Annotated in this window: 23 protein-coding genes; 7 read left to right on the top strand and 16 right to left on the bottom strand. The window is 63.9% G+C overall.

The window, feature by feature from the left end:
- Window positions 1–17: 17 nt before the first annotated feature.
- Both N4T19_RS03965 and N4T19_RS03960 read right to left on the bottom strand, forming a co-directional pair.
- On the bottom strand, window positions 18–767 hold the full coding sequence (locus N4T19_RS03965; RefSeq protein ID WP_182341177.1) for a 2OG-Fe dioxygenase family protein: 750 nt from the start codon (window positions 765–767) through the stop codon (window positions 18–20).
- 138 nt (window positions 768–905) lie between these two features.
- Window positions 906–1,343: a universal stress protein gene (locus N4T19_RS03960; RefSeq protein WP_021028467.1), complete on the bottom strand. Its 438-nt coding sequence runs from the start codon at window positions 1,341–1,343 to the stop codon at window positions 906–908.
- A 195-nt stretch (window positions 1,344–1,538) separates the two neighbouring features.
- Here N4T19_RS03960 and N4T19_RS03955 point away from each other — a divergent pair, with 195 nt between their 5' ends.
- Window positions 1,539–2,501 carry an aldo/keto reductase gene (locus N4T19_RS03955; protein ID WP_260719524.1) on the top strand — a complete coding sequence of 321 codons (963 nt, stop codon included), beginning with the start codon at window positions 1,539–1,541 and terminating at the stop codon, window positions 2,499–2,501.
- Between the two features lie 19 nt (window positions 2,502–2,520).
- Here N4T19_RS03955 and N4T19_RS03950 read toward each other — a convergent pair whose 3' ends face one another.
- Window positions 2,521–3,294 (bottom strand): SIR2 family NAD-dependent protein deacylase, encoded by a 774-nt coding sequence (locus N4T19_RS03950; RefSeq protein ID WP_260719523.1) that lies wholly within the window; start codon window positions 3,292–3,294, stop codon window positions 2,521–2,523.
- Window positions 3,295–3,479: 185 nt separating this feature from the next.
- Between N4T19_RS03950 and N4T19_RS03945 the strand changes: the two genes are divergently transcribed.
- The 3 genes from N4T19_RS03945 (at window position 3,480) to N4T19_RS03935 (ending at window position 4,890) form a co-directional block, all read left to right on the top strand.
- Entirely contained in the window at window positions 3,480–3,938 is a 459-nt protein-coding gene (locus N4T19_RS03945) for a VOC family protein (protein WP_182341171.1), read from the top strand.
- Window positions 3,939–3,992: 54 nt separating this feature from the next.
- Window positions 3,993–4,460 carry an SRPBCC family protein gene (locus N4T19_RS03940; protein ID WP_116925583.1) on the top strand — a complete coding sequence of 156 codons (468 nt, stop codon included), beginning with the start codon at window positions 3,993–3,995 and terminating at the stop codon, window positions 4,458–4,460.
- Between the two features lie 67 nt (window positions 4,461–4,527).
- On the top strand, window positions 4,528–4,890 hold the full coding sequence (locus N4T19_RS03935) for a DUF1428 domain-containing protein (protein ID WP_116925582.1): 363 nt from the start codon (window positions 4,528–4,530) through the stop codon (window positions 4,888–4,890).
- Between the two features lie 37 nt (window positions 4,891–4,927).
- On the opposite strand, the gene N4T19_RS03930 is transcribed toward N4T19_RS03935, so the two are convergent.
- The 3 genes from N4T19_RS03930 to N4T19_RS03920 are packed head-to-tail and all read right to left on the bottom strand — an operon-like array spanning window position 4,928 to window position 7,828.
- Entirely contained in the window at window positions 4,928–6,391 is a 1,464-nt protein-coding gene (locus tag N4T19_RS03930) for a sensor histidine kinase (RefSeq protein ID WP_260719522.1), read from the bottom strand.
- A gap of 24 nt (window positions 6,392–6,415) precedes the next feature.
- Window positions 6,416–7,081 (bottom strand): response regulator transcription factor, encoded by a 666-nt coding sequence (locus N4T19_RS03925; RefSeq protein ID WP_182341163.1) that lies wholly within the window; start codon window positions 7,079–7,081, stop codon window positions 6,416–6,418.
- A 6-nt stretch (window positions 7,082–7,087) separates the two neighbouring features.
- Window positions 7,088–7,828 carry a PepSY domain-containing protein gene (locus tag N4T19_RS03920; RefSeq protein WP_260719521.1) on the bottom strand — a complete coding sequence of 247 codons (741 nt, stop codon included), beginning with the start codon at window positions 7,826–7,828 and terminating at the stop codon, window positions 7,088–7,090.
- Window positions 7,829–7,969: 141 nt separating this feature from the next.
- On the opposite strand from N4T19_RS03920, the gene N4T19_RS03915 reads away from it, so the two are divergent.
- Window positions 7,970–8,620, top strand: coding sequence for a PepSY domain-containing protein (locus tag N4T19_RS03915; RefSeq protein ID WP_260719520.1), 651 nt, complete (start codon window positions 7,970–7,972; stop codon window positions 8,618–8,620).
- A 124-nt stretch (window positions 8,621–8,744) separates the two neighbouring features.
- On the opposite strand, the gene rlmB is transcribed toward N4T19_RS03915, so the two are convergent.
- On the bottom strand, window positions 8,745–9,506 hold the full coding sequence (gene rlmB / locus N4T19_RS03910) for a 23S rRNA (guanosine(2251)-2'-O)-methyltransferase RlmB (RefSeq protein WP_260719519.1): 762 nt from the start codon (window positions 9,504–9,506) through the stop codon (window positions 8,745–8,747).
- Between the two features lie 132 nt (window positions 9,507–9,638).
- Here rlmB and N4T19_RS03905 point away from each other — a divergent pair, with 132 nt between their 5' ends.
- On the top strand, window positions 9,639–11,057 hold the full coding sequence (locus N4T19_RS03905; protein ID WP_116925576.1) for a glycerate kinase type-2 family protein: 1,419 nt from the start codon (window positions 9,639–9,641) through the stop codon (window positions 11,055–11,057).
- A gap of 30 nt (window positions 11,058–11,087) precedes the next feature.
- Here N4T19_RS03905 and N4T19_RS03900 read toward each other — a convergent pair whose 3' ends face one another.
- The 9 genes from N4T19_RS03900 to N4T19_RS03860 form a co-directional block, all read right to left on the bottom strand.
- A complete protein-coding gene (locus N4T19_RS03900) occupies window positions 11,088–11,834 on the bottom strand; it encodes a DUF3011 domain-containing protein (RefSeq protein ID WP_182341159.1) in 747 nt (248 codons plus the stop codon).
- 132 nt (window positions 11,835–11,966) lie between these two features.
- Complete coding sequence (locus N4T19_RS03895) at window positions 11,967–13,385, bottom strand: short-chain fatty acid transporter (RefSeq protein ID WP_116925575.1); 1,419 nt, start codon at window positions 13,383–13,385, stop codon at window positions 11,967–11,969.
- A gap of 195 nt (window positions 13,386–13,580) precedes the next feature.
- A complete protein-coding gene (gene alaS / locus N4T19_RS03890; RefSeq protein ID WP_260719518.1) occupies window positions 13,581–16,205 on the bottom strand; it encodes an alanine--tRNA ligase in 2,625 nt (874 codons plus the stop codon).
- A gap of 143 nt (window positions 16,206–16,348) precedes the next feature.
- Window positions 16,349–17,056 carry a hypothetical protein gene (locus N4T19_RS03885; RefSeq protein ID WP_260719517.1) on the bottom strand — a complete coding sequence of 236 codons (708 nt, stop codon included), beginning with the start codon at window positions 17,054–17,056 and terminating at the stop codon, window positions 16,349–16,351.
- A 15-nt stretch (window positions 17,057–17,071) separates the two neighbouring features.
- The gene (gene zapE / locus N4T19_RS03880; protein WP_260719516.1) at window positions 17,072–18,175 is read right to left on the bottom strand and encodes a cell division protein ZapE; all 1,104 of its coding nucleotides are present in this window, start codon (window positions 18,173–18,175) and stop codon (window positions 17,072–17,074) included.
- A gap of 91 nt (window positions 18,176–18,266) precedes the next feature.
- Entirely contained in the window at window positions 18,267–19,694 is a 1,428-nt protein-coding gene (gene lpdA / locus N4T19_RS03875; RefSeq protein WP_116925571.1) for a dihydrolipoyl dehydrogenase, read from the bottom strand.
- Between the two features lie 2 nt (window positions 19,695–19,696).
- Window positions 19,697–20,149: a hypothetical protein gene (locus tag N4T19_RS03870; protein ID WP_260719515.1), complete on the bottom strand. Its 453-nt coding sequence runs from the start codon at window positions 20,147–20,149 to the stop codon at window positions 19,697–19,699.
- A 75-nt stretch (window positions 20,150–20,224) separates the two neighbouring features.
- Entirely contained in the window at window positions 20,225–21,487 is a 1,263-nt protein-coding gene (gene odhB, locus N4T19_RS03865) for a 2-oxoglutarate dehydrogenase complex dihydrolipoyllysine-residue succinyltransferase (protein WP_116925569.1), read from the bottom strand.
- 39 nt (window positions 21,488–21,526) lie between these two features.
- The gene (locus N4T19_RS03860) at window positions 21,527–24,406 is read right to left on the bottom strand and encodes a 2-oxoglutarate dehydrogenase E1 component (protein ID WP_116925568.1); all 2,880 of its coding nucleotides are present in this window, start codon (window positions 24,404–24,406) and stop codon (window positions 21,527–21,529) included.
- A gap of 248 nt (window positions 24,407–24,654) precedes the next feature.
- Here N4T19_RS03860 and N4T19_RS03855 point away from each other — a divergent pair, with 248 nt between their 5' ends.
- Window positions 24,655–25,740 (top strand): AI-2E family transporter, encoded by a 1,086-nt coding sequence (locus tag N4T19_RS03855; RefSeq protein WP_116925754.1) that lies wholly within the window; start codon window positions 24,655–24,657, stop codon window positions 25,738–25,740.
- The last annotated feature ends 36 nt before the right edge of the window (window positions 25,741–25,776 follow it).

The following is a 25,776-nucleotide window of genomic DNA, read 5'->3' as shown; positions in this document are numbered from 1 at the left end:
AATGGCAATGCCAGCGCTCAGGCACCGTCGCCCTGGAAGGCCTGGCGGCGCAAGGTCACCACCAAGGTATCGCGGTGGCCGGGGGCATCGCCCAGCGGCTGGATCGGCGTGCTCTCATGGATCATCCGGGCGTCGTCGAGCAGCATCAGCGACCAGGGCTCGGTGAGCGTAAAGCGCAGGCCTTGCGGGCCCTGGGCGTCGAACACCCGCGTCTCCCCGCCTTTGATGCCCTCGCGTGCCACCAAAAACACCGCCACCAGATCCACGCCATCGCGGTGCGCACCTTCGGGGGTGGGCCGGCCAATGCCCTCGGCGGTGTCGATGCGGAACTGGTGGGCCTCGGTATACCAGGGCGCGTGCTCCGCACTGGGAAACAGTGCCTGCGCCGTGTGACCCAGCGCACGCATGATCTGGCGCCAGGCGGGCAGCGCCTGGGTGCTGGCTGCGACGGGCTCAAACCAGCGCTGCATGCCGCCATGCAAGGCGTTGTACTCCACCGGCTGCCAATGGGCACGGTGGGCTACGGACTCAACCTGGTCATCCTGCACCACATAGCAGGAATGGCGGCGCTTGCGGTAGCGCCCGCCGTCTTTGAGGTAGGCATCATGGGGCATGGCCTCCCAGTGGCTGCCGAGCGCTGCCAGGTCATCGGGCGGGCAGGCTGCCCACTGCGCCACGGCGGCGGGGCTGAGCACCGCATAGCCATAGGCGCGCAAAGTGCCGTCCACCTGGTCGGCATCACAATAAGGAGGAGGAAAGGACTGCATGTAAAACTCCGTCAAGCGGGCGAGCTTACGGCGGTCACAAAAGCATTGCGTGCTGCACAACTTTGGGCAGCGCCGCAGCGCTGCCCGGTAGCCATCCACTCAACGAAAACGGCACCAAGCCGGGTGCCGTCGCTGACATTACTGGCGAACGACCAGCACGGGGATCAGGCTGTCGCTCAGCACGCGCTGGGTCACGCTGCCCAGCACCAGCTTTTCCAGGCCCTTGCGGCCGTGCGAGCCCATCACAATGAGGTCGGCGCCGGTGGTTTTGACCGCTTCCATCACCCCGTCGTGTACGGAGTGGCCTTCGCCCATGACGGTGTCCACAGGAATACCGGCCTGCTCCATCGCAGTTTTGACCGCGTCCAACGCGGTGTGCGCATCGGCAGTGGCAGCAGACAGGTACTGCGCCTGGCCATAGGCAAAATCGGCGCCCACGCCGGTGAAGGGATAGGGATCGATCACATACACCGCAGTGACCTGGCTGCCAAAGGCCTTGGCAAGACCGGCGGCCTTGTTGACCGCGAGCATGGAGGTGGCAGACCCATCGACCGGCACCAGAATATGTTTGAACATAGCGTCACTCCTTTTTGTTGTTGCATGCATAACTTACTCTAAAACGCAGGGCCCGGCAAACCTGGCAGGCCCTGCAGCACTGCCACCTATGCGGCAGTTGCAAGCGGTTTGCGCTGCATCAACGGGTGGCGCCGCGCCAGCCCGCGCCGCATAATGTTTGCGCCGCCCTGCTGGGCCCTAACCCCTCTTCAAACGATGACAACATCCCTGCGCTCCCTGGGTCGATCCGCCCTGCAAGTCTCGCCGCTGTGCCTGGGCGGCAATGTATTTGGCTGGACGGCTGACGAGGCCACCAGCTTTCGCCTACTCGATGCCTGGCTGGATGCCGGCATGAACTTTGTCGATACCGCTGACGTGTACTCGCGCTGGGCGCCTGGCCACAGCGGCGGTGAATCGGAGCGCGTGCTCGGCAAATGGCTGCGCAGCTCGGGCAAGCGCGCGCAGGTGGTGTTGGCCACCAAGGTCGGCAAGGATATGGGCGAAGGCAAGGTCGGCCTGCGCCCGGAGTACATCCGCCAGGCGGTCGACGCCTCTCTGCAGCGCCTGCAGACCGATTACATCGACCTCTACCAATCGCATGACGACGACGCGCAGGTACCGCTGGCCGATGTGATGGGCACCTTTGGCGAGCTGATCGCCGAGGGCAAGGTGCGTGCCGTGGGCGCCAGCAACTACAGCGCAGCGCGCCTGGCAGAGGCGCTGCAGACCAGCGAGCAGCATGGCCTGGCGCGTTATGAGAGCCTACAGCCGCTTTTCAACCTCTATGACCGTGCCGTGTTCGAGCAAGAGTTGCAGCCGCTGTGCGTTGCGCAGGGCGTGGGCGTCATCAACTTCTACAGCCTGGCTGCCGGCTTTTTGACCGGCAAATACCGCAAGGCCGAGGACGCGAGCAAAAGCCCGCGCGGCGCCAAGACCACCCAGCTGTACCTCAACGACCGGGGCTTGCGTATTCTGGCCGCGCTCGAAAAGGTGAGCATCCGCGTAGGCGCCACCATGGGCGAGGTGGCCGTGGCCTGGGTCATGCGCCAGCCGGCCATTGCCTCGCCGATTGCCAGCGCCAGCAACCTCGAGCAGCTGCAGTCGCTGATCCGCGCCAGCCAATTGCAGCTCGATGCCGATGCGATGGCCACGCTCAACGCCGCCAGCGCCGAAGCTTGAGCGAAGGCTGGCGACAAGCCTAGGCCAGCAGAGCCGGCAAAATCTGCGCCGAGGGCAAGCGCCAGCAGCGGTCGGCCACGCTGTCGAGCGCGGTCGGCTCGGGATTGATGACCACCACATGGGCGCCGCCCCGGGCGGCGATATGGGCCAGGCCAGCCGCCGGGTAGACATGGCCGGAGGTGCCAATCACCAGCATCAGGTCGCAGGCCTTGGCGGCATCTTGCGCCTGCTGCAGCTCGGCATGGGGCAAGGCCTCGCCAAACCAGACCACCGCCGGGCGCAGGTAGTTGCCGCAGCCAGGGCATTGCGGCGGTGCATCGCCTTCGGTAAAGCGGACGTCGCAACAGGGCTTGGGCGGCAGCAGCCAGCGGTTGTCCATCAGATTGCCATGCAGGCACAGCACTGGCGTACTACCAGCACGCTGGTGCAGGCCATCGACGTTCTGCGTAACCAGGGTCATCCGGCCGGAGTGGCGCGCCTGCCATTGGGCCAGCGCCACATGGCCGGCATTGGGCATCACCTGGCGGACCAGATCGCGGCGGTACTGGTACCAGTCCCAGACCCGCTGCGGATGGGCCAGAAAACCCGCCTCGCTGGCCATCTCCTCGGGGCTGAACTGCGCCCAGTAGCCCGTCTGCGCATCACGAAACGTCGGCACGCCCGACTCCGCACTGGCCCCCGCCCCCGTCAGCACCAGCAGATGCCGCGCATTGTGCAAGCGCTGTCGCAGGCTGGCAATTTCTGTATCGGCAAGCGGCAGCGATGCGGAGGTATCCAAAGGAGCAAAAGACATAGAGGCGGCAGTGAAGAACAGGCGCCCAGCATACGGCAAGGCTTGCGTTCCAGCGCCACAGTCCAGCATCACTGCGCAGGGCGCCGATTGAGCGACTTACATTCAGAAACGGTCATCACGATTTGGAGATGGACACGATGGACGGGCCGAGCCCAGAATGGCTGACCCACGACGAGGAGACAAGAATGCAATTCATCCCCTATCTGAACTTTGATGGCGATTGCGCCGAAGCCATGGCCTTTTACGCCCAGCTGTTTGGCGGCCAGATCATGCACCAGATGCGCTTTAGCGACATGCCGCCTGGCGAAGGCATGCCACCGCTCCCGCCTGAGGCGCAGTCGCGCCTGATGCATGCCCACCTGCAAGTGGGCAGCCAGGCGATCATGGCCTCGGACACGATGCCTGCGATGCCTGGCGCCAGCGCCGAGACCTGTGGTGGCGGCTATCTCAAACCCCAAGGCATGTGGGTGTCCATCGGTGTCGATTCCGCAGCAGATGGCGAGCGCATCTTCAACGGTCTGGCTGACGGTGGCCAGGTGGCCATGCCCTTTTCAGCCACCTTCTGGTCGCCCGGTTTTGGCATGGTGACCGACCGTTTTGGCACCCCGTGGATGGTGAACGTCCAGACGCAGCCCGCTGCATAAGGCCCTCGTCTCCTCACCGCACAACCGCACACCACCTGCACCGAACCACACCCTATGTCTCTACAACCCCATCCCCAGGATCTGGTGCTCAGCCGCCTGATCCATGCCCCCGCCGCCACGCTCTACCGCTGCTGGACCGAGCCCGCCCTGCTCACCGAGTGGTTTGTACCCAAGCCCTGGACCATTGCCAGCGCCCAAGTGGATGTGCGTGTGGGCGGCGGCAGCCAGATTGTCATGCGCGACCCGCAAGGCAACGAGTACCCCAATGCCGGCGTGTACCTGGAGGTAGTACCCAACCGCAGGCTGGTCTTTACCGATGCCTACACCGCTGGCTGGGTGCCCAGCGCCAAACCGTTCATGACGGCCATCATCGAGTTTGAGCCCGAAGCGGGCCTGACCCGCTACACCGCCACCGTGCGCCATTGGAGCGAAGAGACCCGCAAGCAGCACGAGGCGATGGGATTCCACACCGGTTGGGGCGTGGCCACCGACCAGCTCGTGGCGCTGGCTGCCAGCTTGTAGTTGCGTCCTCGCGCTGCGATGTAGCGCCCACCCATAACAGCGCCGCTCGAGCGCCCAGGAGACTACCATGCCTTATGTCGATGGATTTGTGCTGCCCGTGCCCCGCGCCAAGCTCGACGCCTACCGAGCCATGGCCGAGGCGGCCGGCAAGGTCTGGATGGAGCACGGCGCACTGCAGTACTGGGAATGTGTGGGCGACGATGTGCCTGACGGCGAAGTCACCTCGTTTCCGATGGCGGTCAAGCTTCAGGCGGACGAGGTCGCTTGCTTTTCCTGGATCGTCTACACCTCGCGCGCTGAGCGCGACCGCATCAATGCTGCGGTGATGGCCGACCCGCGCCTGGCAGACATGCAACCGGCCAACATGCCGTTTGATGCCAAGCGCATGATCTTTGGCGGATTTACGCCGGTCGTGCAGCTGGGGACTTGATAAGGCCACCAAGCCCACCTAGAGCCGCTGCGCCGTATCAGGCCACTACGCCGGCCATCTCCACGCGCACCAGCAGCCCCTTCAAGGCCTCGCTCTTGCGCCATTGCAACCGGCCTTCGTAGCCTTGCACGATTTGCTGGGTAATCGACAGGCCCAGGCCCGTGCCATCAACCGTCTCATCAAAGCGCTGGCCCCGCGCGCCGGCTGCCTGCATTTGTGCGGCCGTCATGCCAGGGCCGTCGTCCTCCACCTGCAGCACCAGGCCTTGGGTGGCGCGGCCATACACCGTCAGGCGCACCTGGGAGGCTGCCCATTTGCCCGCGTTGTCCAGCAGATTGCCCAGCAGCTCTTCCAGATCGGCGCGCTCGCCCCGCCACCACAGCGCGACACCCTCCTCCACCAGTTGCCAGTCCAGGTCGCTGGCCTGGTGCAGTTGGCGCAGCATCGCCAGCATCTGCCGCGCGCAGGCCAGCACATCCACAGGCAAGCCGGCGCTTGGCCCATGCACCAGGGTGGCATCGCTGAAGGTACGGGCCTGGTAGCGGTCAATCAGCCGCGCCATCGCCGTGGTCTGCTGCAGCACCAGGTCCGCCGGCAGGGCTGCACCGCTGCCGGCATGGGCCATCAGCAGCGACAAGGGTTTTTTCAGCGCATGGTTGAGGTCGGCTGCATGCGAGCGTGATCGCTCCACCACCTGGGTATTGCGCGCGAGCAAGGCGGCCAGCTCCTGCTGCAAGGGCTGCAGATCGGCACCCAGCGGCAGCTGCGCAATCTGCTCGGTGGCGGGCGCAGCGCCTGGCAGCGGCTTGTCCAGGCCGGCAATCACACCGACCAGACGCTTGAGCGGCGCCAGGCCCACGCGCAGCTGCAGCCAGACCAGCGCGCCAATCAGCAGGATCAGCATGGCGCTAGTGATTCCCAAAATCTGGTCAATGCGGCGCAGGCTGGCCATCAGCGGCTGAGCCGGGCCAAAGACCTGCAAGTGCATCGGCGCGGCGCCCGCTGCCAGCTGCACCGAAAAATGCTGTACCAAAAGCGGCTCCTGCTGCGGGCCCCGGGCCTGCTGCAAGCGTTCGCTGCCCCACAGCCGGGCTGGGCTCACCACCAGGTCGGGCTGGTCCCACAGCGAGCGGGAGCGCGCCAGCACCACCGGCTCTGCGGCTGTTCGCAGGGGCGCGCGCGCCTGGCCCTGCAACTGCCAGTACCAGCCCGAGAAAATGGCGCTGAACTCGTCGCTGCCGCCCGCCGCCTCTTGCACCCGGCCATCGGGCAGCAGCGCCAGGCGCGCGTGGATGCGCTCGGATTTTTCCTCCAGGCTGCGCGACATGCTGCCCAGCAAGCTGGCATGCACCTCATAACGCAGCCACCAGCCGCCCAGCCCCATCACCAGCAAACTGGGCACGATGACCAGGGCGGCCATGCGCGCAGCCAGCGACCAGCGCCGCGCAGGTGAGCGCCGCGCGGGCGGCCGCTCGTGGACAGAACTGGGAGGGAAGGCCATGGTGCGGCGGGGCTACAGCAGCAGCTAGCTGGGCGCGTTCAGCCGAAAACCCTGGCCGCGCTCGGTCACCAGCAGATCGGACTGGCGCAGCTTGCGCCGTATGCGGCCGATCAGCACATCAAGCGTGTTGGAGTCCGGGTCCAGATCTCGGGCATAGACATGCTCGCTGATCTCGGTGCGCGTGAGCACCCGGTTGGGGTGGTGCATCAAATAGGCCAGAATCTTGTGCTCCTGCGCCGTCAGCTGCAAACCCTGGCCGTCCTGCAAAAAGCGGCCGGCCGTTACGTCGTATTCCAGGCAGCCCGCGCGCAGCACGGTGGCCGCACTGCCAGTGCTGCGGCGCAGCATGGCACGCAGGCGCAGCACCACCTCGTCGAGCATGAAGGGCTTGGTCAGGTAGTCGTCAGCTCCGGCGCCAAAGCCGGCCACCTTGTCGCTCCAGCGGTTGCGCGCCGTCAGGATCAGCACCGGCCAGTGGCAACCCGCCTCGCGCCAGTCGCGCAACACCGTCAGCCCATCGCGCTGGGGCAGGCCCAGGTCCAGCACGGCTGCGTCGTAGGGCTCGGTGCTGCCGGCAAACGATGCGGCATCGCCATCGGCTTCCACATCCACTGAGAAACCGGCACGCGCCAGTGCCTGCTGCATTTGCGCGGCCAGTTCCGCATCGTCTTCGACCACCAGAATTCGCATCAGCGCTCAATCCTCCATCTTTTGTTGGAGCACCTGCAGGCTGCGTGCATCCACCTTGAGCTTCAAGGTACTGCCATTGCCCTGCAGCAGTTCGATCTCGTAATAAGAGCCCTGGCCCTCGTCATGCTCCAGCTCCACTTCGAGCACCTGGCCCGTGAAGCGCGGTGCCAGCGCCTGCAATACCTCGTCAGCCCGCTTGAGCGGCGCCGGGTTGCGTGCCTTGGCCTGGGCGGGGGGCAGCACTTGGCCGGTCGCGGCCTCCATCACCAGCTTGCGGTAGCCTTGCTGGTCGGCGCTGAGCTTGATTTCATAGACGCCCCGGCCCTGGCTGTCGCGCTCAAACTCCACATCGGTGATGCGGCTGGCGTGCTGCTGCGCCAGCTTGGCCAGGTACTGGGCCAGCTCCCGCATCCCCAGCGCCTGCGAGCGGTCCTTGGCCACGCGCTGCACGGTCTGGCCACTGGCCGCGTCGATCAGCAGCTCCTGCTTGAGGCCCTGGCTGTCCACCAGCTTGATCTCGTAGCGCAGCTCGCCCTGGGGGCCGCGCTTGGTCTCGACATCCACCACGCGGCCGGCCTGGCTCGCAGCAATGTCGCTCAGGATCGCGGACAAGGGCTTGTACTGGCCAGTGGCCACCGCCGCACGCACCGCGTCATGCTCGGCCGCTTGGCTGGCGCCCCCCAGCAGCAAGCTGCAGGCCAGGGGCCAGGCAGCGATGCGAGAAAAGCGGGGGGGAATTTGCGCCATGGCAGGCATTATGACAAGCACGATTAAACAGACCATGAACGGTCGCTTCACACTGCGTTTAGGCAAGGTTTTCAATACTTCAGTCCATGACGAATCAGCCAGCTGCTGGTTTGCATGTCACCACATTGAAGGGATTGAACCATGAAGAAGACCACCATCGCCTGCATCCTGGGTGCCGCCAGTATCGCTGCCAGCCTGCCGTTTGCCGCCCAGGCCTACAACGCCCAGGAAGTGCTCAACAGCATCAGCGCCAGCGGCCTGGTCGCAGCGCAAGACCTGGAAAAGCAATACGGTTACTGGACTGCCAAGGCTACCCAGCAAGACGGCAGCCGCGCCTATGTGCTGGTGAGCGATGCCGACGGCAGCCTGGTGGCCCTGCGCAAGGCCGAGCTGGGCAGCACCTACCCCGGCGCCAGCCAGGTCGCTGCCAAGCTGCAGTCGCTGGGCTACGGCCAGATCAAGGAAGTAGAGTTTGACGACGGCTTCTGGGAAGCCAAGGTGCGCGGCGCCAACGGCGTTAAGCAAAAGCTGGTGCTGCACCCGGTAAGCCTGGATGTGCTGTCCCAACCCGGCCAGCCTGCTCCCACGCCGGGCGCGGGGGCCGGCAGCGCGGTCTTGAGCGCGGCGCAAATCCACCAGTTGCTGACCCAGGCGGGCTACACCCACATCCACGACCTGGAGCTCGATGACGGCATCTGGGAAGCCGATGCGATCAATGCCCAAGGTTTCCGCGTGGATCTGAAGATCCACCCTGAAACCGGTGCGGTGCTGCGCGAGAAGCTGGACGACTAAGTCGCCCTCGCCCTTGCGCGCACGCGCTGCGGTCTGCACAAAACAAAAAGGCTGAGCCCGCTAGGGTCCAGCCTTTTTTTCGATGCCCCCGCGCCTCACGCGGTGAGCCAGCGGAAACAGCGTTTTAACCGGCCTTTGCAGGCGTGCGCTGGCGCAGCGCTTCATACAGACACACGCCGCTGGCCACCGACACGTTGAGGCTGGAGACAGCGCCCATCATCGGGATGCCGATCAGCTCATCACAGGTCTTGCGGGTGAGCTGGCGCATGCCATCGCCTTCGGCACCCAGCACCATGGCCACGGGGCCCTTGAGGTCCACCTGGTACAGCGTGTTGGGGGCGTCGTCGCTGGTGCCGATGATCCAGACATTGCGCTCCTTGAGCTCTTTCAAGGTACGCGCCAGGTTGGTCACCATGAAGTACGGTACCGTCTCGGCAGCGCCACTGGCGACCTTGGCCACGGTGGCATTGATGCCGACTGCATGGTCCTTGGGCGCAATCACCGCATGGGCACCGGCACCATCAGCCACGCGCAGGCAGGCACCCAAGTTGTGCGGGTCGGTCACACCGTCGAGCACCAGCAAGAGCGGCGAGGTGACACCGGCTTCTTCCAGGTCGTCGAGCAGCTCATCAAGGGTGCGGGTATCCTTGATCTCTTCGACGCGCGCGGCCACACCCTGGTGGCCATGCGAGCCCGCCAGCTTGGCGATGCGTGGTGCATCCGCCTCGATCAGCCGCACCCCCGCCTCTTTGGCGCGCTCCAGAAATTGGCGCATGCGCGCGTCGCGGCGCGTGGACTCGAAATAGACTTCGATGATCGATTTGGGCGCAGTCTTCATGCGCACACCAACGGCATGGAAGCCGAACAACACTTTGGGGGATGACATAGGGCAGCATTATCGCTGCTTGCCCATACCCCGGGGGGCGCAGCGACCATCCCATGCAGGGGCGACAAGCTGCGCCTTGGCAAACCCGGCCATATCTGCGACGCTTGCAGCGACTTTGAACAGGCTCCCCCCATGACCTCTACCGCCTCCGCGGCCTTTGCGGCCCACCTGATCGATGTGCATGGCAGCGATGCTGCCCAGCCCGTGCCTGAGCCCCATCTGCAGCCCTTGCAGTTTTTGCAGCACCTGTACCGGGTTGCCGTGCGCGATGCGCTGCCGCTCGAAGGCCTGCGCAAGCATTTGCCAGCCGTACCCAAGGGCCGCACCTTGGTGGTTGGCGCGGGCAAGGCCGGCGCGGCGATGGCGCAGGCGCTCGAGCAGCTCTGGCCCGCGCAGGCACCGCTGTCGGGCCTGGTCGTCACCCGCTATGGGCATGTTCCGCCGCGCCCGCCGGGCCTGGTCCAGCGCATCGAGGTGGTGGAAGCGGCCCACCCGGTGCCCGATGCTGCCGGCCTGCAAGCGGCCCAGCGCATGCTGGCCTTGACCGAAGGGCTCAGCGCCGATGACCTGGTGATTTGCCTGATCTCGGGCGGCGGCTCGGCATTGCTGACCCTGCCGGCCGAGGGCCTGACCCTTGCCGACAAGCAGCGCATCAACCGCGAGCTGCTCGACAGCGGCGCCCACATTGGCGAGATGAACTGCGTGCGCAAGCACCTCTCGCGCATCAAGGGCGGGCGCCTGGGCGCAGCCTGCCATCCGGCGCAGGTGGTCAGCCTGCTGATCAGCGATGTGCCGGGTGATTCGCCGGCCATCATCGCCAGCGGCCCGACAGTGCCAGACCCCAGCACCTGCGCCGATGCGCTGGCAATCCTGGAGCGCTATGCGATTGCGGTACCTGAGCCGGTGCGCGAGGCGCTGCACAGCGGCTTGCTGGAAACCCCCAAGCCCGGCGACCCGCGCTTTGCCGGCCACCAGGTGCAGCTGATTGCCACCCCGCAGCAGTCCTTGCAAGCAGCAGCCGCTGCCGCGCGTGACGCGGGCATTGCCTGCCATGTGCTGAGCGACGAGATCGAAGGCGAATCCCGCGAGGTGGCCAAAGTGCATGCTGCGCTGGCGCGGGCTGTGGCGCTGCATGGCCAGCCCTTTGCCCGGCCCTGCGTGATTCTGTCAGGCGGTGAGACCACGGTGACGGTGCGCCAACCAGCCGAAGGTGCTGCGCGTGGCCGGGGCGGCCGTGCCGGCGAGTTCTGCCTGGGCCTGGCCCAGGCACTGCAGGCCGTGCCTGGCGTATGGGCGCTGGCCGCTGATACCGATGGCATTGATGGCGTGGAAGACAATGCAGGCGCCGTGGTGACCCCCGACACCCTGGCCCGCGCCGCCGCCTTGCAGCAAAAGCCCTCTGCCTACCAGGACCGCAATGACAGCTATGGCTTTTTTGGCCCACTGGGCGATCTGGTGGTGACCGGCCCCACGCACACCAATGTGAACGATTTTCGCGCACTGCTGATTCTGCAGCCGCTGGAAACCGCCATGAAAAAAGCGGCCAGCTAACGCCGACCGCTTGGTCGTGGTTTACCTGGCTCAGCGGCTGCCAAAACGCCCACGGCAACCGCGCGTGACCCAGATGCGGCGCGCGCGGTCGTCATAACCCCAGGTATAGCCTTCGCGGCAGCTGTCGCTGGACAACTGCTCCAGCAGAACCGGACGGCCCCAGCGCGCATTCCAGTCGCAGCTGTTGTCGCGGCGGTCGTCGCTGCTGCAGGTCAGCTCCCGGCCCTGGCCATATCCAGGATTGGGCCGGCCGCCGCCGTAGCCGCCACCGTAACCGCTGCTGATGGCAAAATCGGCGCGGCAGCCGCGGCTGACCCAGACCATATCGCTGCGTTGGCCCCAGCTGCGGCCCTCGTCGCAGCGAGCGTCGGAGAGCTGGCGGGCAACCTCGACCCTGGCGCCACGCGGAATGGCGCATTCGCGCATGCGCCCGTCGTTGCTCTCGCAGCGCACCAGCTGGTTACTGCCACCGCCACCACCCCAGCCACCGCCGCCGCCTCGGCTATCGGCAAAACGGGCCCGGCAACCATCGGTCACCCAGACCACGCCGCCACCGCGGTGGCCCCAGCTGCGGCCTTCGACGCAAGAGGCGCTCGACAAGGTCTCGCTCACCACCGGATCGCGAAACGGCGTGCGGCATTCGCGCGTGCGCCCGTCCTGGCTCTCGCAGGTCACCTCGCCGTCGCGCCCATACTGCGCCTGTGCGGTGGGGGCGATGGCCGCCAAAGCCAGTGCCAGTGCGCCCAGTGCAGCGCCGCTCCATGTGGTGTTTTGCATTGCTCTGTCCTCATTGTTGTCTTCGATGGGGGCCAAGGTTAACCCGAAATGGCTGCCGGTCATGTAAGCGAAGTCAGCAAAAAGGCGAGCCGCAGCTCGCCCGGGTCATGGCCGGTTGCCACCTAACGATGCTCAGGGCATCACGGGCGGAATATAGGCCAGGGTCTGCCCCAGGAACCACAGCAGGAACAGCACCACCGGGATGTGCACCAGCAGCTGCACAAAGGTAAAGCCGATCAGGTCGCGCGCCTTGAGGCCCAGCACGCCCAACAGCGGCAGCATGTAGAAGGGGTTGATCAGATTGGGCAGTGCCTCGGCGGCGTTGTAGATCTGCACGGCCCAGCCCAGGTGGTACTGCAGGTCGTTGGCCACCTGCATCACATACGGCGCCTCGATGATCCACTTGCCGCCGCCCGACGGAATGAAAAAGCCCAGAATGGCCGAGTACACGCCCATCAGCAGCGCATAGGTGTCATGCGTGGCGATCTGGGTGAAGAAGGTCGAGATGTAGTGCGCAATGGTGTGGCCATCGACGCCCTTGACCTCGGTCATGATCGCAGCAATCGAGCCATACAGCGGGAACTGGATCAGCACACCGGTGGTGGTGGGCACGGCGCGCGCGACCGCATCCAAAAAGCTGCGCGGGCGCCAGTGCAGCAGCGCGCCCACCATCAGAAAAATCAGGTTGTAGGTGTTGAGGCCCGAGATCGCCTGGATCGCCGGCTTGCTGGAGAACTCTTCGACCATCCAGCCGACTGCCAGCAGCACCAGAAAAATGATCAGCAGCGGGCTGTGCTCCAGCCATTCACCGGGCCGCGTGGGCTTGGTCACCGGCTGCGCCTCGGCGCTGATGTCCACCTGGCAGGCGGCAGCATCCTTGGCGTTGGCAGCGCCCGGGGCCGTCACATAGGCAATCACCAGCGAGATCAGCACCAGGGCCAGCAGCATCACGCCCGATTGCCACAGGAAAATCGTCTCGGTAAACGGGATCACACCAGTAATCGCCAGGATCGACGGCGGCAGGCTGGCCGGGTTGGCCTGCAGCTGCGCGGCCGACGAGGAAATGCCCAGCGCCCAGACGGCACCCAGGCCCAGGTAGGCCGCAGCGCCGGCGGCCCGGTAGTCCATTTTCAGGTCGGTGCGGCGGGCCAGCGCCTTGACCAGCAGGCCGCCAAACACCAGGCTCAAGCCCCAGTTGAGGAGCGAGGCCACCATCGAGATCAGCGCCACCCAGGCCACCGCACTGCGGCCATTGCCAGGCACCTTGGCCAGCGCTTCAATCAGGCGCGACGCGGGCTTGGAGCTGGCCACCACATAGCCGCCAATCACCACAAAGGCCATTTGCATCGTGAACGGGATCAGGCTCCAAAAGCCCTTGCCAAAAGCCTTGCTCGTCTCTTGCACCGGCACACCAATGGCCAGGGCCGCTGCCACCACAATCGCAATCCCCACGACCGCAAACACCCAGGAATCGGGAAACCACTTCTCGGCCCAGGCCGCACACCGCATCGCAAACCGCGCCGAGCGGCTCTCTTCCAATTGCACCGACATAGTCACCTTTCTGTCTCGCGTTAATTTCAAAGCGCGGCGATCTTCTCATGCGGACAGGTCAATTTCGTTAAGTGCGACTACGTACCGCCATGCGAAATGGTGAGAGTGGCGAAGTGCTGGCTGCTGTGCGTACGCAAAAAAGCCCCCTGCATTGCAGGAGGCTCGTTGGGGGATGCGAAGCGGCTTAAGGGGCTATCAGACCCGCTCGGCCACCCAGGCCTGAACGCCCGCCAGGGCTTGCGCCAGGCCCGCTGGGTTGGTGCCGCCAGCCATCGCCATGTCGGGCTTGCCGCCGCCCTTGCCGCCCACTTGCTGGGCGACAAAGTTCACCAGTTCACCGGCCTTGACCTTGCCAATACTGTCCTTGGTCACGCCTGCGGCCAGCTGTACCTTGTCGCCGTCGATAGCCGCCAACACGATGGCAGCGGTGCCCAGCTTGTCCTTGAGCTTGTCCATGGTGTCGCGCAGCGCTTTCGCATCGGCGCCATCCAGGGTGGCAGCCAGCACCTTGATGCCCTTGACGTCCACGGCCTGGCCGACCAGCTCATCGCCCTGGCTCGACGCCAGCTTGCCCTTGAGCTGGGCCAGTTCCTTCTCCAGCGCCTTGATCTGGTCGAGCGCACCACCGATGCGGTGGTTCAGCTCAGCCACTGGGGCCTTCAAGGTGGCAGCGGCTTCGTCCACGGTCGATTCGAGCGACTGCAGGTAGGCCAGCGCGTTCTCGCCGGTCACCGCTTCGATACGGCGCACGCCAGCGGCCACGCCGCCTTCGGCGACGACCTTGAACAGGCCAATGTCACCGGTGCGCTGCACATGGGTGCCGCCGCAGAGTTCCCGGCTCGATCCAATGTCCAGCACGCGCACGGTCTCGCCGTACTTTTCACCAAACAGCATCATCGCGCCGGTCTTTTGTGCGCTCTCGATGTCCATCACGCGCGCGCCGGTTTCGGTGTTCGCCAGGATCTCGGCATTCACGCGCTTTTCGATCTCGCGCTTTTGCGCATCGGTCACCGGGCTGTTGTGGGCAAAGTCAAAGCGGGTGCGTTCCGCATTGACCAGGCTGCCCTTTTGCTGCACATGGTCGCCCAGCACTTCACGCAGCGCCTTGTGCATGATGTGGGTGACCGAGTGGTTACGCATGGTGGCGGCGCGCAAGGCGGTATCGACCTCGGCTTGCACTGCATCGCCCACCTTGAGGCTGCCCGCAGCGAGCTGGCCGTGGTGGCCAAACACATCGGCCTTGATCTTCAAGGTGTCTTCCACGACAAAGCGGTTGGCACCGGCCGAAATCACGCCCTGGTCGCCCACCTGGCCACCCGACTCGGCGTAGAACGGGGTGGTGTCCAGCACGACCACGGCCGTCTGGCCAGCGTTGATCGCGTTGACGCTGCTGCCATCGACATACAACGCCACGACCTTGGCGGCCTCGCTCAGCTGCGTGTAACCGGTGAAGGCATTGGCCGCGCCGGTGTATTCCAGTGCGCGGTCCATCTTGAACTTGCCGGCCGCGCGGGCCTGGCTCTTTTGCTGCTCCATCGCGGCATGGAAGCCCGCCTCATCCACGCTCAGGCCGCGTTCGCGCGCCACGTCGTTGGACAGGTCCAGCGGAAAGCCGTAGGTGTCGTGCAGCTTGAAGGCCACATCACCGGGCAGCACCTTGGCGCCACCGGCCAGCGCACTGTCCAGGATGTCCATGCCATGGGCCAGGGTCTCGAAGAAGCGCTCTTCCTCGACCTTGAGCACCTCGGTGATGCGCGCATCCTGCTCGCGAATCTTGGGGTAGGCATCGCCCATCACGGCGACCAGGTCCTTGACCAGCTTGTGGAAGAAGGGGGTCTTCTGGCCCAGCTTGTAGCCGTGGCGGATGGCGCGGCGGATGATGCGGCGCTGCACATAGCCGCGGCCTTCGTTCGACGGGATCACGCCATCGGCCACCAGGAAGGCGGTCGCGCGGATGTGGTCGGCGATGACCTTGAGCGATGGGGTTTCCAGATCGTCGATATGGGTCTCGCGTGCAGCGGCCTTGATCAGCGCCTGGAACAGGTCGATCTCGTAGTTGCTGTGCACATGCTGCAAGATGGCAGCCAGGCGTTCCAGGCCCATGCCGGTATCGACGCAGGGGGCTGGCAGCGGCTTGACCGAGCCGTCTTCGGCCATGTCGAACTGCATGAACACGTTGTTCCAGATCTCGATGAAACGGTCACCGTCTTCATCGGGCGAGCCTGGAGGGCCGCCGGCAATGTGCGGGCCGTGGTCGTAGAAGATTTCAGAGCAAGGGCCGCAAGGGCCGGTGTCGGCCATCATCCAGAAGTTGTCGCTCTTGTAGCGGCCGCCCTTGTTGTCGCCAATGCGGATCACGCGCTCTGGGGGCAGGCCGATCTCCTTGGTCCAGATGTCGTAGGCCTCGTCGTCTTCTTCATAGACGGTGGCCAGCAGCTTCTCGGCCGGCAGCTTGTAGACCTCGGTCAGCAGCTCCCAGGCCCACTTGAGCGATTCGCGCTTGAAGTAGTCGCCAAAGGACCAGTTGCCCAGCATCTCGAAGAAGGTGTGGTGGCGCGCGGTATAGCCCACGTTTTCCAGGTCGTTGTGCTTGCCACCGGCACGCAGGCAGGTCTGCACGCTCGTTGCCCGGGTGTAGGGGCGCTTGTCCGTGCCCAGAAACACATCCTTGAACTGCACCATGCCGGAGTTGGTGAACATCAGCGTCGGATCGTTGCCCGGCACCAGCGGGCTGGACGGAACAATGGTGTGCCCCTTGGACGCGAAAAAGTCCAAGAAGGTCTTGCGGATCTCAGCGACGGAAAAAGTGGGTGTACTCATGGTGTGATGCAGTGGTGGCGCCTGCCCGCTTCCCCTGAAGCGGTGCGGGCGCGAATCTTCCATTATAGGGTTTGGTCGCAACCGCAGCACCAGGGCAGCCTGTGCAAGGGCCCCTGGCGCGTGATGCGTAGTCTTCCAGCGGTTTACTGGGGCACGGGCAGTGGCGCCGCCTTGCGCTTGCCCTCCTGCTCCTTCATGCGCTTTTCATGGGCTTCGAGCTTGCGCTGCGCAGCCTCTTGCTTGGCATCGTATTCCTCTTGGGCCTCGCTGATGCTGTCCGCCCGGTCTTCGTTGTGGCGCTGCAGCGTGCGCTGCTTGCTGTCCACCTTGCCAGCCTGGCTGGTGGCACGGCGGGCGGCATCCTGCTCGCGGCGCTGCTGCTGCTCGGCAATGCTCTCGGCATTGCGCTTGGGCGCATGGCTGCTGCGCTGGGCCGCCTGCTCGTCGTGCTCTTTCTGGCGCTGCTCCAGATCGGACTGGTTCAGGGCACCTCCATCCAGTGTGGGGTGCTTGCGCTCAAAATCGCTTTGCTTGTTGGCGCGGGCATCGCGCTGGTTGGCGGTTTTCTCGTCACGCTCTTGCGCATTGATGGCCAGCTCGCGCTGGCGCAGCGCGCGCTCTTCGGTGTTGTACTGGCGGCGCACCTTCTGCAGGCAGTCGGTCACCGCAAAGTGCTGGTAGCAGATCTTTTCGTTGTTGGCCAGGCGCGCTTCGCTGTCCTTGCGCTCCAGCGTGATCTGGGCACGCGCCTGCGTGCGCTCCTGCGCATTCGAGGTTTTGCCGGAGGCCGCATGGGCCAGGCCGGTGGCAGCCAGCAGCACCAGCACGGTGACAGTGTTCAAACGAGGCATAGGGGCCCTCTCTTCTCAGGTCAGCGCGGTATCGACCACGCGTCGCTCCAGCGACAAATACTCCTGCGACTGCATCTCGTTGAGGCGCGAGACGGTGCGCGGAAACTCATGGGACAGCGGCCCTTCGGTGTAGAGCTGCTCGGGCGGCACGGCGGCCGACATGATGAGCTTGACCCGGCGGTCATAGAGCACATCGACCAGCCAGGTAAAGCGGCGTGCGGGCGAGGCCATGTTGACGAACATCTGCGGCACATTGGACAGCAGCACGGTGTGGAACTGGGTGGCCAGCTCCAGGTAGTCATTTTGCGAGCGCGGGTTGACGCACAGTTCATGGAAATCGAACCAGATCACGCCCCCTGCGCGGCGGCGCGGCTTGAGCTCGCGCGACTCAATCCTGAAGACTGGTTTTTCGTCAGGCACCTCGGCCAACTGGCCAAAGGTCTGCTCCATCGCTGCATCGGCCTCCGGGCCCAGCGGGCAATGGTAGAGCTGGGCCAGCTCCAGCGCGCGGCGGCGGTAGTCGGTGCCGTTGTCGACATTGATCACATCCATGCGCGCGTTGAGCAGGTCGATGGCTGGCAGAATGCGGTCGCGGTGCAGGCCATCGGGGTAGAGGCCATCGGGCGTGAAGTTGGAGGTGGTGACAAAGCCCACGCCGTTGTTGAACAAGGCCAGCAGCAAGCGGTAGAGGATCATCGCATCGGTGATGTCCGCCACATGGAACTCGTCAAAGCAGATCAGCTTGTACTTCTTGGCGATCTTGGCGCCCAGCACATCGAGCGGGTCCTGCGTGCCCTTGAGCAGGGTCAGCTCGCGCTGCACCTCGCGCATGAACTCATGGAAATGCAAACGCACCTTGCGGCGCAGCGGCACGGCGTTGAAGAAGCAATCCATGATGAAGCTCTTGCCGCGCCCCACCCCGCCATACATGTACACCCCGCGCGGAATGTCGGGGTGGTTGATCAGCTTCTTGATCGGGTTGGAGCGCTTGTTCTTGTACTGCTCCCACTCATCGGCACAGCGCTGCAAGGCGTCCACCGCACGCATCTGTGCAGGATCACTTTGAAAACCCTTGGCCTTGAGTTCGGCCTCGTATGCATCTCTTACCGCTGTACCCATGGGTGTTTCAATCTCTTGTTGCTATAAATGACATAGCCTCTGGCGCAGAACCAATCTGCACCAGAGGCCATTTTCGCCTAAAACTTCAGGATCAGAAGTTCAGGGTGCGCTTGTCCACGGCCAGGGCCGCTTCCTTGGTCGCTTCCGACAGCGATGGGTGGGCATGGCAGATACGGGCGATGTCTTCGCTCGATGCCTTGAACTCCATCGCCACCACGGCTTCGGAGATCAGCTCCGAAACCATCGGGCCGACCATGTGCACGCCCAGGATTTCGTCGGTCGTGGCATCGGCCAGGAACTTGACCATACCGGTAGTATCGCCCAGCGCACGTGCGCGGCCATTGGCCAGGAACGGGAAGGTGCCTGCCTTGTAAGCAACGCCGTCGGCCTTGAGCTGCTGCTCGGTGCGGCCCACCCATGCGATTTCGGGGCTGGTGTAGATCACCCAAGGGATGGTCGCAAAGTTCACATGGCCGTGCTGGCCCGCAATGCGCTCGGCCACGGCAACGCCCTCTTCCTCGGCCTTGTGGGCCAGCATCGGGCCACGCACGACGTCGCCCACTGCCCAGACGCCAGGCAGGTTGGTCTTGCAGTTCTCGTCCACGACGATGGCACCACGCTCGTCCAGGGCCAGGCCCACGGCTTCGGGGTTCAGACCGATGGTGTTGGCCACGCGGCCGATGGACACGATCAGGCGGTCCACGTCCAGCTGCTGGGCTTCACCCTTGGCATTGGTGTAGCTGATCTGCACGCCCTTTTTGTCGGCCTTGATATCGCCAACCTTCACGCCCAGCTCGATCTTCAGACCTTGCTTGTCAAAGGACTTCTTGGCTTCCTTGGCGATTTGCTCGTCGATGGCGGGCAGGAACTTGTCCATGCCTTCGAGCACCGTCACTTCGGTGCCCAGACGGCGCCAGACCGAGCCCATTTCCAGGCCGATCACGCCAGCACCGATCAGCGCCAGCTTCTTGGGCGCAGCGCCCAGGCGCAGTGCGCCGTCGTTCGACAGAATCTTGTCTTCGTCGAAAGGCACGCCAGGCAGAGCGCGGGCATTGGAGCCAGTGGCCACAATGATCTGCTTGCCGGTGATGGATTCTTCGTCCTTGCCCGCGACCTTGATTTCGTAGCCGCCATCAGCGGCCTTCACGAAGGAGCCACGGCCGTGGAAGAAGGTGACCTTGTTCTTTTTGAACAGGTACTGGATGCCGTCGTTGTTTTGCTTGACGACGGTGTCCTTGCGGGCAATCATCTTGGCCACATCCATCGTGACCTTGCCAGTCGAGATGCCGTGGTCTGCAAAGTGCAGGTTGGCATGCTCGAAATGCTCGGACGACTGCAGCAGGGCCTTCGAGGGAATGCAGCCCACGTTGGTGCAGGTGCCGCCCAGGGCTGGACCGCCAGCGGCGTTCTTCCACTCGTCGATACAGGCCACTTGCATGCCCAACTGGGCTGCACGGATGGCCGCTACGTAGCCGCCGGGGCCGCCGCCGATCACGACGACATCAAATTGCTTGCTCATGATTAATCCAATGGTGTTAGTTCAAAACTGCCCTGGTGCAATGCCACACCGAAGAGGCCCGTTTTGGTGGTCAGTTGCTCGTCGTTTTGACGACCAAACGACAAGGTGGTGCCGGGATGGGTGCGGCAGACGAACATGAAGGAGCCGGACTCCAGGCATGCAATCTTGCCGCCGGCGCGCATCACCGCCCAGCCCATCTCTTCATAGCCCTGGGTCTTGAAGGGGATGAGCGGCAGCGGCGCGCCGGGCTCGCCGACAAACGAAATGGCCCATTGCGGGCCATTGCCGTCCGCCTTCGCGCCGGGCACCTCCTTGGCGGAGGTGACCGGGCGGATGCGAACCTGTGATGGGGCAGGCAGACCCCGGCGCGCAGCCTGGGTGCCTGCTGCCCACTGGAAGCGATAGTCACCGCTCCAGCTTTGCGTGGCGACATCCTGCGCTGCAGGACGGGACAACGTCCCGCAGGCGCCCAGCACAAGTGCGGACGCTGCAGCCACCAGAACGCGTAGCATCACTGCCCGGCGACCCGATTACAGGTCGAACAGCAGACGCGATGGATCTTCCAGCGCATCCTTCATCGCCACCAGACCCAGCACGGCTTCGCGGCCGTCGATGATGCGGTGGTCGTAGGACATCGCGAAGTAGTTCATCGGACGCACCACCACTTGGCCGTTTTCGACCACAGCGCGGTCCTTGGTCGCGTGCACGCCCAGGATGGCCGATTGGGGCGGGTTGATGATCGGGGTCGACATCATCGAGCCGAAGGTGCCACCGTTGGAGATGGAGAACGTGCCGCCGGTCATGTCTTCGATGCCCAGCTTGCCGTCAGCAGCCTTCTTGCCGAATTCGGCGATCTTCTTTTCGATGTCGGCAAAGCTCATCTGGTCTGCATTGCGCAGGATGGGCACCACCAGACCGCGTGGCGAGCCCACGGCGATACCGATGTCGAAGTAGCCGTGGTAGATGATGTCGGTGCCATCGACCGACGCGTTCAGCACGGGGTACTTCTTGAGTGCATGCACGGCCGCCTTCACGAAGAAGGACATGAAGCCGAGCTTGACGCCGTGTTCCTTGGTGAAGTCGTCCTGGAACTTCTTGCGCAGCGCCATCACGGGCGCCATGTTCACTTCGTTGAACGTGGTCAGGATCGCGTTGGTCGACTGCGACTGCAGCAGACGCTCGGCGATACGGGCACGCAGACGGCTCATCGGCACGCGCTGCTCTGGACGCTCGCCCAGGTCTTGGGCAGCGGCGGGCGACGCCACCTGGGGCAGCGACTTGGTCGGTGCGCCGGTGGGTATCACGGCGGCGGTGGACTTGACGCCACCGGCCACAGCGGCCAGCACATCACCCTTGGTGACGCGGCCGTCCTTGCCCGAGCCGGCCACAGCGCCGACTGCCAGGTTGTTGTCCGCCAGCAGCTTGGCTGCAGCTGGCATCGCCACATCGCCCTTGTTGCCACCGGCAGCTGCAGGCGCAGAAGCGGGGGCGGGAGCGGCAGCAGCTGGCGCAGGCGCTGCGGCAGCGGGGGCTGCAGCGGCGCCGGCCACGGCTTCGGTATCGATCTTGGCGATCAGCTGGTCAGCGATAACGGTCGCGCCGTCGCCTTGCACGATCTCGGTCAGCACACCAGCGGCAGGCGCTGGCACTTCGAGCACGACCTTGTCGGTTTCGATCTCGATCAGGATTTCGTCGACAGCAACAGCTTCACCGGCCTTCTTCTTCCAGGTGAGCATGGTGGCTTCAGCGACCGACTCGGACAGCTGGGGGACTTTGACTTCTACGATTGCCATAACAATTCTTTCTGTATTCGTTAAATGCTGAGGTCGTGCTTACTTGGTCAGCACAAAGCCCTTGAGCTTGCCGAATGCGCCTTCGACCAGCGCCTTTTGCTGCTCTTGGTGCAGGTGCGAATAGCCCACGGCAGGCGATGCCGAGGCGGCACGGCCGGAGTAGCCAAGCTTTTGGCCGTCGAGCATGTTCTCGTGGATGTAGTGCTGCACGAAGAACCATGCACCCTGGTTTTGCGGCTCGTCCTGGCACCACACCACTTCCTTGGCGGCGCTGTACTTCTTGAGTTCAGCGGCAAAAGCCTTGTGGGGGAACGGATAGAGCTGCTCGATACGGATGATGGCCACATCGGTGCTGCCTTCTTCGGTGCGCTTCTTGACCAGGTCGTAGTAGACCTTGCCCGAGCAGGCGATCACGCGCTTGACCTTGTCGGCCTTGGCAACGATGGCCTCATCGCGCTCACCGATCACGGTCTGGAAGCCACCGGAGGTGAATTCCGACACGGGCGAGGTTGCGTCCTTGTTACGCAGCAGCGACTTGGGCGTCATGATGATCAGCGGCTTGCGCAGCGGACGCACCATCTGGCGACGCAGCAAGTGGAAGATCTGCGCAGCCGTGGTCGGCTGGGTCACTTGCATGTTCTGGTCCGCCGACAGCTGCATGAAGCGCTCCAGGCGTGCCGAGCTGTGCTCGGGGCCCTGGCCTTCGTAGCCGTGTGGCAGCATCAAGGTCAGACCGTTGATACGGCCCCACTTGACTTCACCGGAGGCGATGAACTGGTCGATCACCACTTGCGCGCCGTTGGCGAAGTCGCCGAACTGCGCTTCCCAGATCACCAGGGTGTTGGGATCGTTGGAGGCGTAGCCATATTCGAAGCCCAGCACGGCCTCTTCGGACAGGATGGAGTCGATCACGGTGAACGGCGCCTGGTTGTCAGCGACGTTCTGCAGAGGGATGTAGGTGCCCTCATCCCACTTCTCACGCTTTTGGTCGTGCACGACCGAGTGGCGGTGGGTAAAGGTGCCGCGGCCGCTGTCTTCGCCCGACAGGCGGATGGGGTAGCCCGAGGCCACCAGCGAGGCGTAGGCCATGGTCTCACCCATGCCCCAGTCCACGTTGATGTCGCCACGGCCCATCGCTGCGCGGTCGTCATAGACCTTCTTGACCAGCTGGTGCGGGTTCACCGACTCCGGCAGGGTCGTGACGCGCTCGGCCAGACGCTTCCACTCGGCCACGGGAATGGCGGTGTCGGCGCTGTCGGTCCACTTCTGCTTGAGGAAGGGGCTCCAATCCACCGCGTACTGGCTCTTGAAGTTGGTCAGCACCGGGTCGACCGTGTGCTTGCCCGCATCCATGGCCGCGCGGTAGGCCTTGACCATGTCGTCGCCCAGCGTCTCGCCCAGCCCTTGCGTGGCCAGCTTGTCGGCGTACAGCTTGCGCGTGCCGGGGTGCTGGGCAATCTTCTTGTACATCAGCGGCTGGGTCAGTGCAGGCGTGTCCTGCTCGTTGTGACCGAGCTTGCGGTAGCAGATGATGTCCACCACGATGTCCTTGGAGAATTCCATACGGAAGTCCAAAGCCATCTGCATGGCCAGTGCCACCGCTTCGGGATCGTCACCGTTGACGTGCAGCACGGGCGAATCGATCATCTTGACGATGTCCGTGCAATACGTGGTCGAGCGCAGATCGCGAGGATCGGAGGTCGTGAAACCAATCTGGTTGTTGATGATGATGTGCACCGTGCCGCCCGTGGTGTAGCCACGGGTTTCGGACAGCGCCAGCGTTTCCTGGTTCACGCCCTGGCCGGCAAAGGCCGCGTCACCGTGCACCAGCACCGGCAGCACTTGCTTGCCCTGCGGGTCGTTGCGGCGGTCCATGCGCGAGCGCACCGAGCCTTCAACCACGGGGTTGACGATTTCCAGGTGCGAGGGATTGAAGGCCAGCGACAGGTGCACCGGGCCGCCAGTGGTCGACACATCGGAGCTAAAGCCCTGGTGGTACTTCACGTCACCGGCGGTCAGCTCTTCAGGGGCGGTGTGGTCGAACTCGGCAAACAGGTCCTTGGGCATCTTGCCGAGGGTGTTGACCAGCACGTTCAGACGGCCACGGTGGGCCATGCCGATCACGATTTCCTGCACGCCGGTCACGCCAGCGGCATTGATCAGCTGGTCCATCGCGACGATAAAGGACTCGCCGCCTTCGAGCGAGAAGCGCTTCTGACCCACATACTTGGTGTGCAGGAAACGCTCCAGGCCTTCGGCCGCGGTCAGGCGGTCAAGAATGCGCTTTTTCTGGTCGGCGTTGAAGGCGGGCTTGCTGCGAATGCTCTCGAGCTTTTGCTGCCACCAACGCTTCTGGTTTTGCTCGGCGGTGTACATGTACTCCGCGCCCAACGTGCCGCAATAGGTCTCGCGCAGTGCATTGAGCAGCTCGCGCAAGGTCATCGATTCCTTGCCGAAGAACGTGTTGCTGATGTTGAACACGGTTTCCTGGTCCGCATCGGTAAAGCCGTAGAAGGCTGGATCGAGCTCAGGAATTTCGGGGCGTTCTTGGCGCTTCAGCGGGTCCAGATCGGCCCAGCGTGCGCCCACATTGCGGTAAGCGGCAATCAGCTGCTGCACGGCAGTGCGCTTGCGGCCCAGTTCCGAATCAGCACCAGACGCTACCACCACCTTGGTCACGCCTTGTTTGGCGCGCTCGGCAAAGGCGTTGACGACGGGAAGATGAGGGACGTCCTTGGCGTTGCTGCCGTCCAATGCGGGGACGTTTTGCAGTGCATCAAAGTAAGCGCGCCAGGTGTCTGGTACGCTGCCTGGGTTATCCAGATAGTTCTCATACATCTCTTCGACATACGGGGCATTGCCGCCGAAGAGATAGGTGTTGCCTTGGTAGGCTTGATACACAGAATTCGTATCGCTCATTTTCTCCGCTGACCTCCGCTTTCCTCTGGAAAGCATTAGCTGGTGCATATAAACAACCTTCCGCGACACGGCTGAACCGATTGGCGGATGCGACTGTGGCTGGGAAGGGCCGAACAACGGGTATTGTGCCACTTCCGCCTGGGCTTGTCCTTCGATGGCCTTGGCCCCAGCAGATGGGTGCCCGAAATAGCGTAGGTTTATGCCGGAAGCAGATACATTTGCGCTATCCATTCACACCGATGCGCTTGATGTTCAACAACCACTCTCTTCACGACAAAGCATTCATCTTGCTGCTAATAGGCGTCACCATTGCCTTTTTTGCTGTGCTTTTCCCCTTTCAGGGGGCCGTTTTCTGGGCCGTGATCCTCGCTGTTGTGTTTACGCCTCTACACAAAAAAATCCTGGTCCGCCTCCCCAAATACCCGACTATTGCGGCCCTGATTACGCTGGTGCTGTGCCTGGTGCTGGTGATCCTACCGCTGATCCTGCTGTCGATCTCGCTGGCCAAGGAGGCGGCCACCATCTACGAGAGCGTGCACTCTGGCGAGATGAATTTCGGCCAGTACTTCCAGCAGATCTACAACGCCATGCCCCAGTGGGTGCTGGACCTGCTGACCCGCTTCAACCTGAACGACCCCAAGGTGATCCAAGAGAAGATCTCCGGCATCTCGGTGCAGGCGAGCCAGTATGTGGCGACCAAGGTGCTGACCATCGGCCAGAACACCATGGGCTTTTTGGTGAGCTTTTGCATCATGCTCTACCTGCTGTTCTTCTTCCTGCGCGATGGCAAGACCTTGATCCGCAAGATCCTGGCCGCCACGCCGCTCGATGACGCGCACAAGAAAAAGCTGGGCGCCAAGTTCATCACCGTGGTGCGCGCCACGGTCAAGGGCAACCTGGCCGTGGCTGCCACCCAGGGCGCGCTGGGCGGCATCATCTTCTGGATTCTGGGCATCGAGGCCTCGCTGCTGTGGGGCGTGGTGATGGCCTTTTTGTCGCTGTTGCCGGCCGTGGGTGCAGCCATCGTCTGGGCGCCAGTTGCTATTTATTACATTGCCACCGGCTCCACCACCGAAGGCATTGTGCTGGCCGCCTATGGCGCCGCCATCATGGGCATGGTCGACAACGTGCTGCGTCCGCTCTTGGTGGGCAAGGACACCAAGATGCCCGACTACCTGATCCTCATCTCCACCCTGGGCGGGCTGTCGCTGTTCGGGCTTACCGGCTTTGTCATCGGGCCACTGATTGCCGCGCTGTTCATCGCGGTCTGGGATCTTTTTGCACCCCAGGCCCACATCAGCGACACCACAGAGGTAGACAATAGCGCCAAGTAACTTCTTCTTTTGGCGGGCGCGTGGCGCCTGCCCCTT

Origin of the sequence: Comamonas squillarum (assembly GCF_025309455.1) — a bacterium.
Lineage (GTDB): Bacteria > Pseudomonadota > Gammaproteobacteria > Burkholderiales > Burkholderiaceae_C > Comamonas > Comamonas squillarum.
Note: the sequence above shows the minus strand (reverse complement) of the source record. Positions and strands in the feature narration are given on the sequence as shown.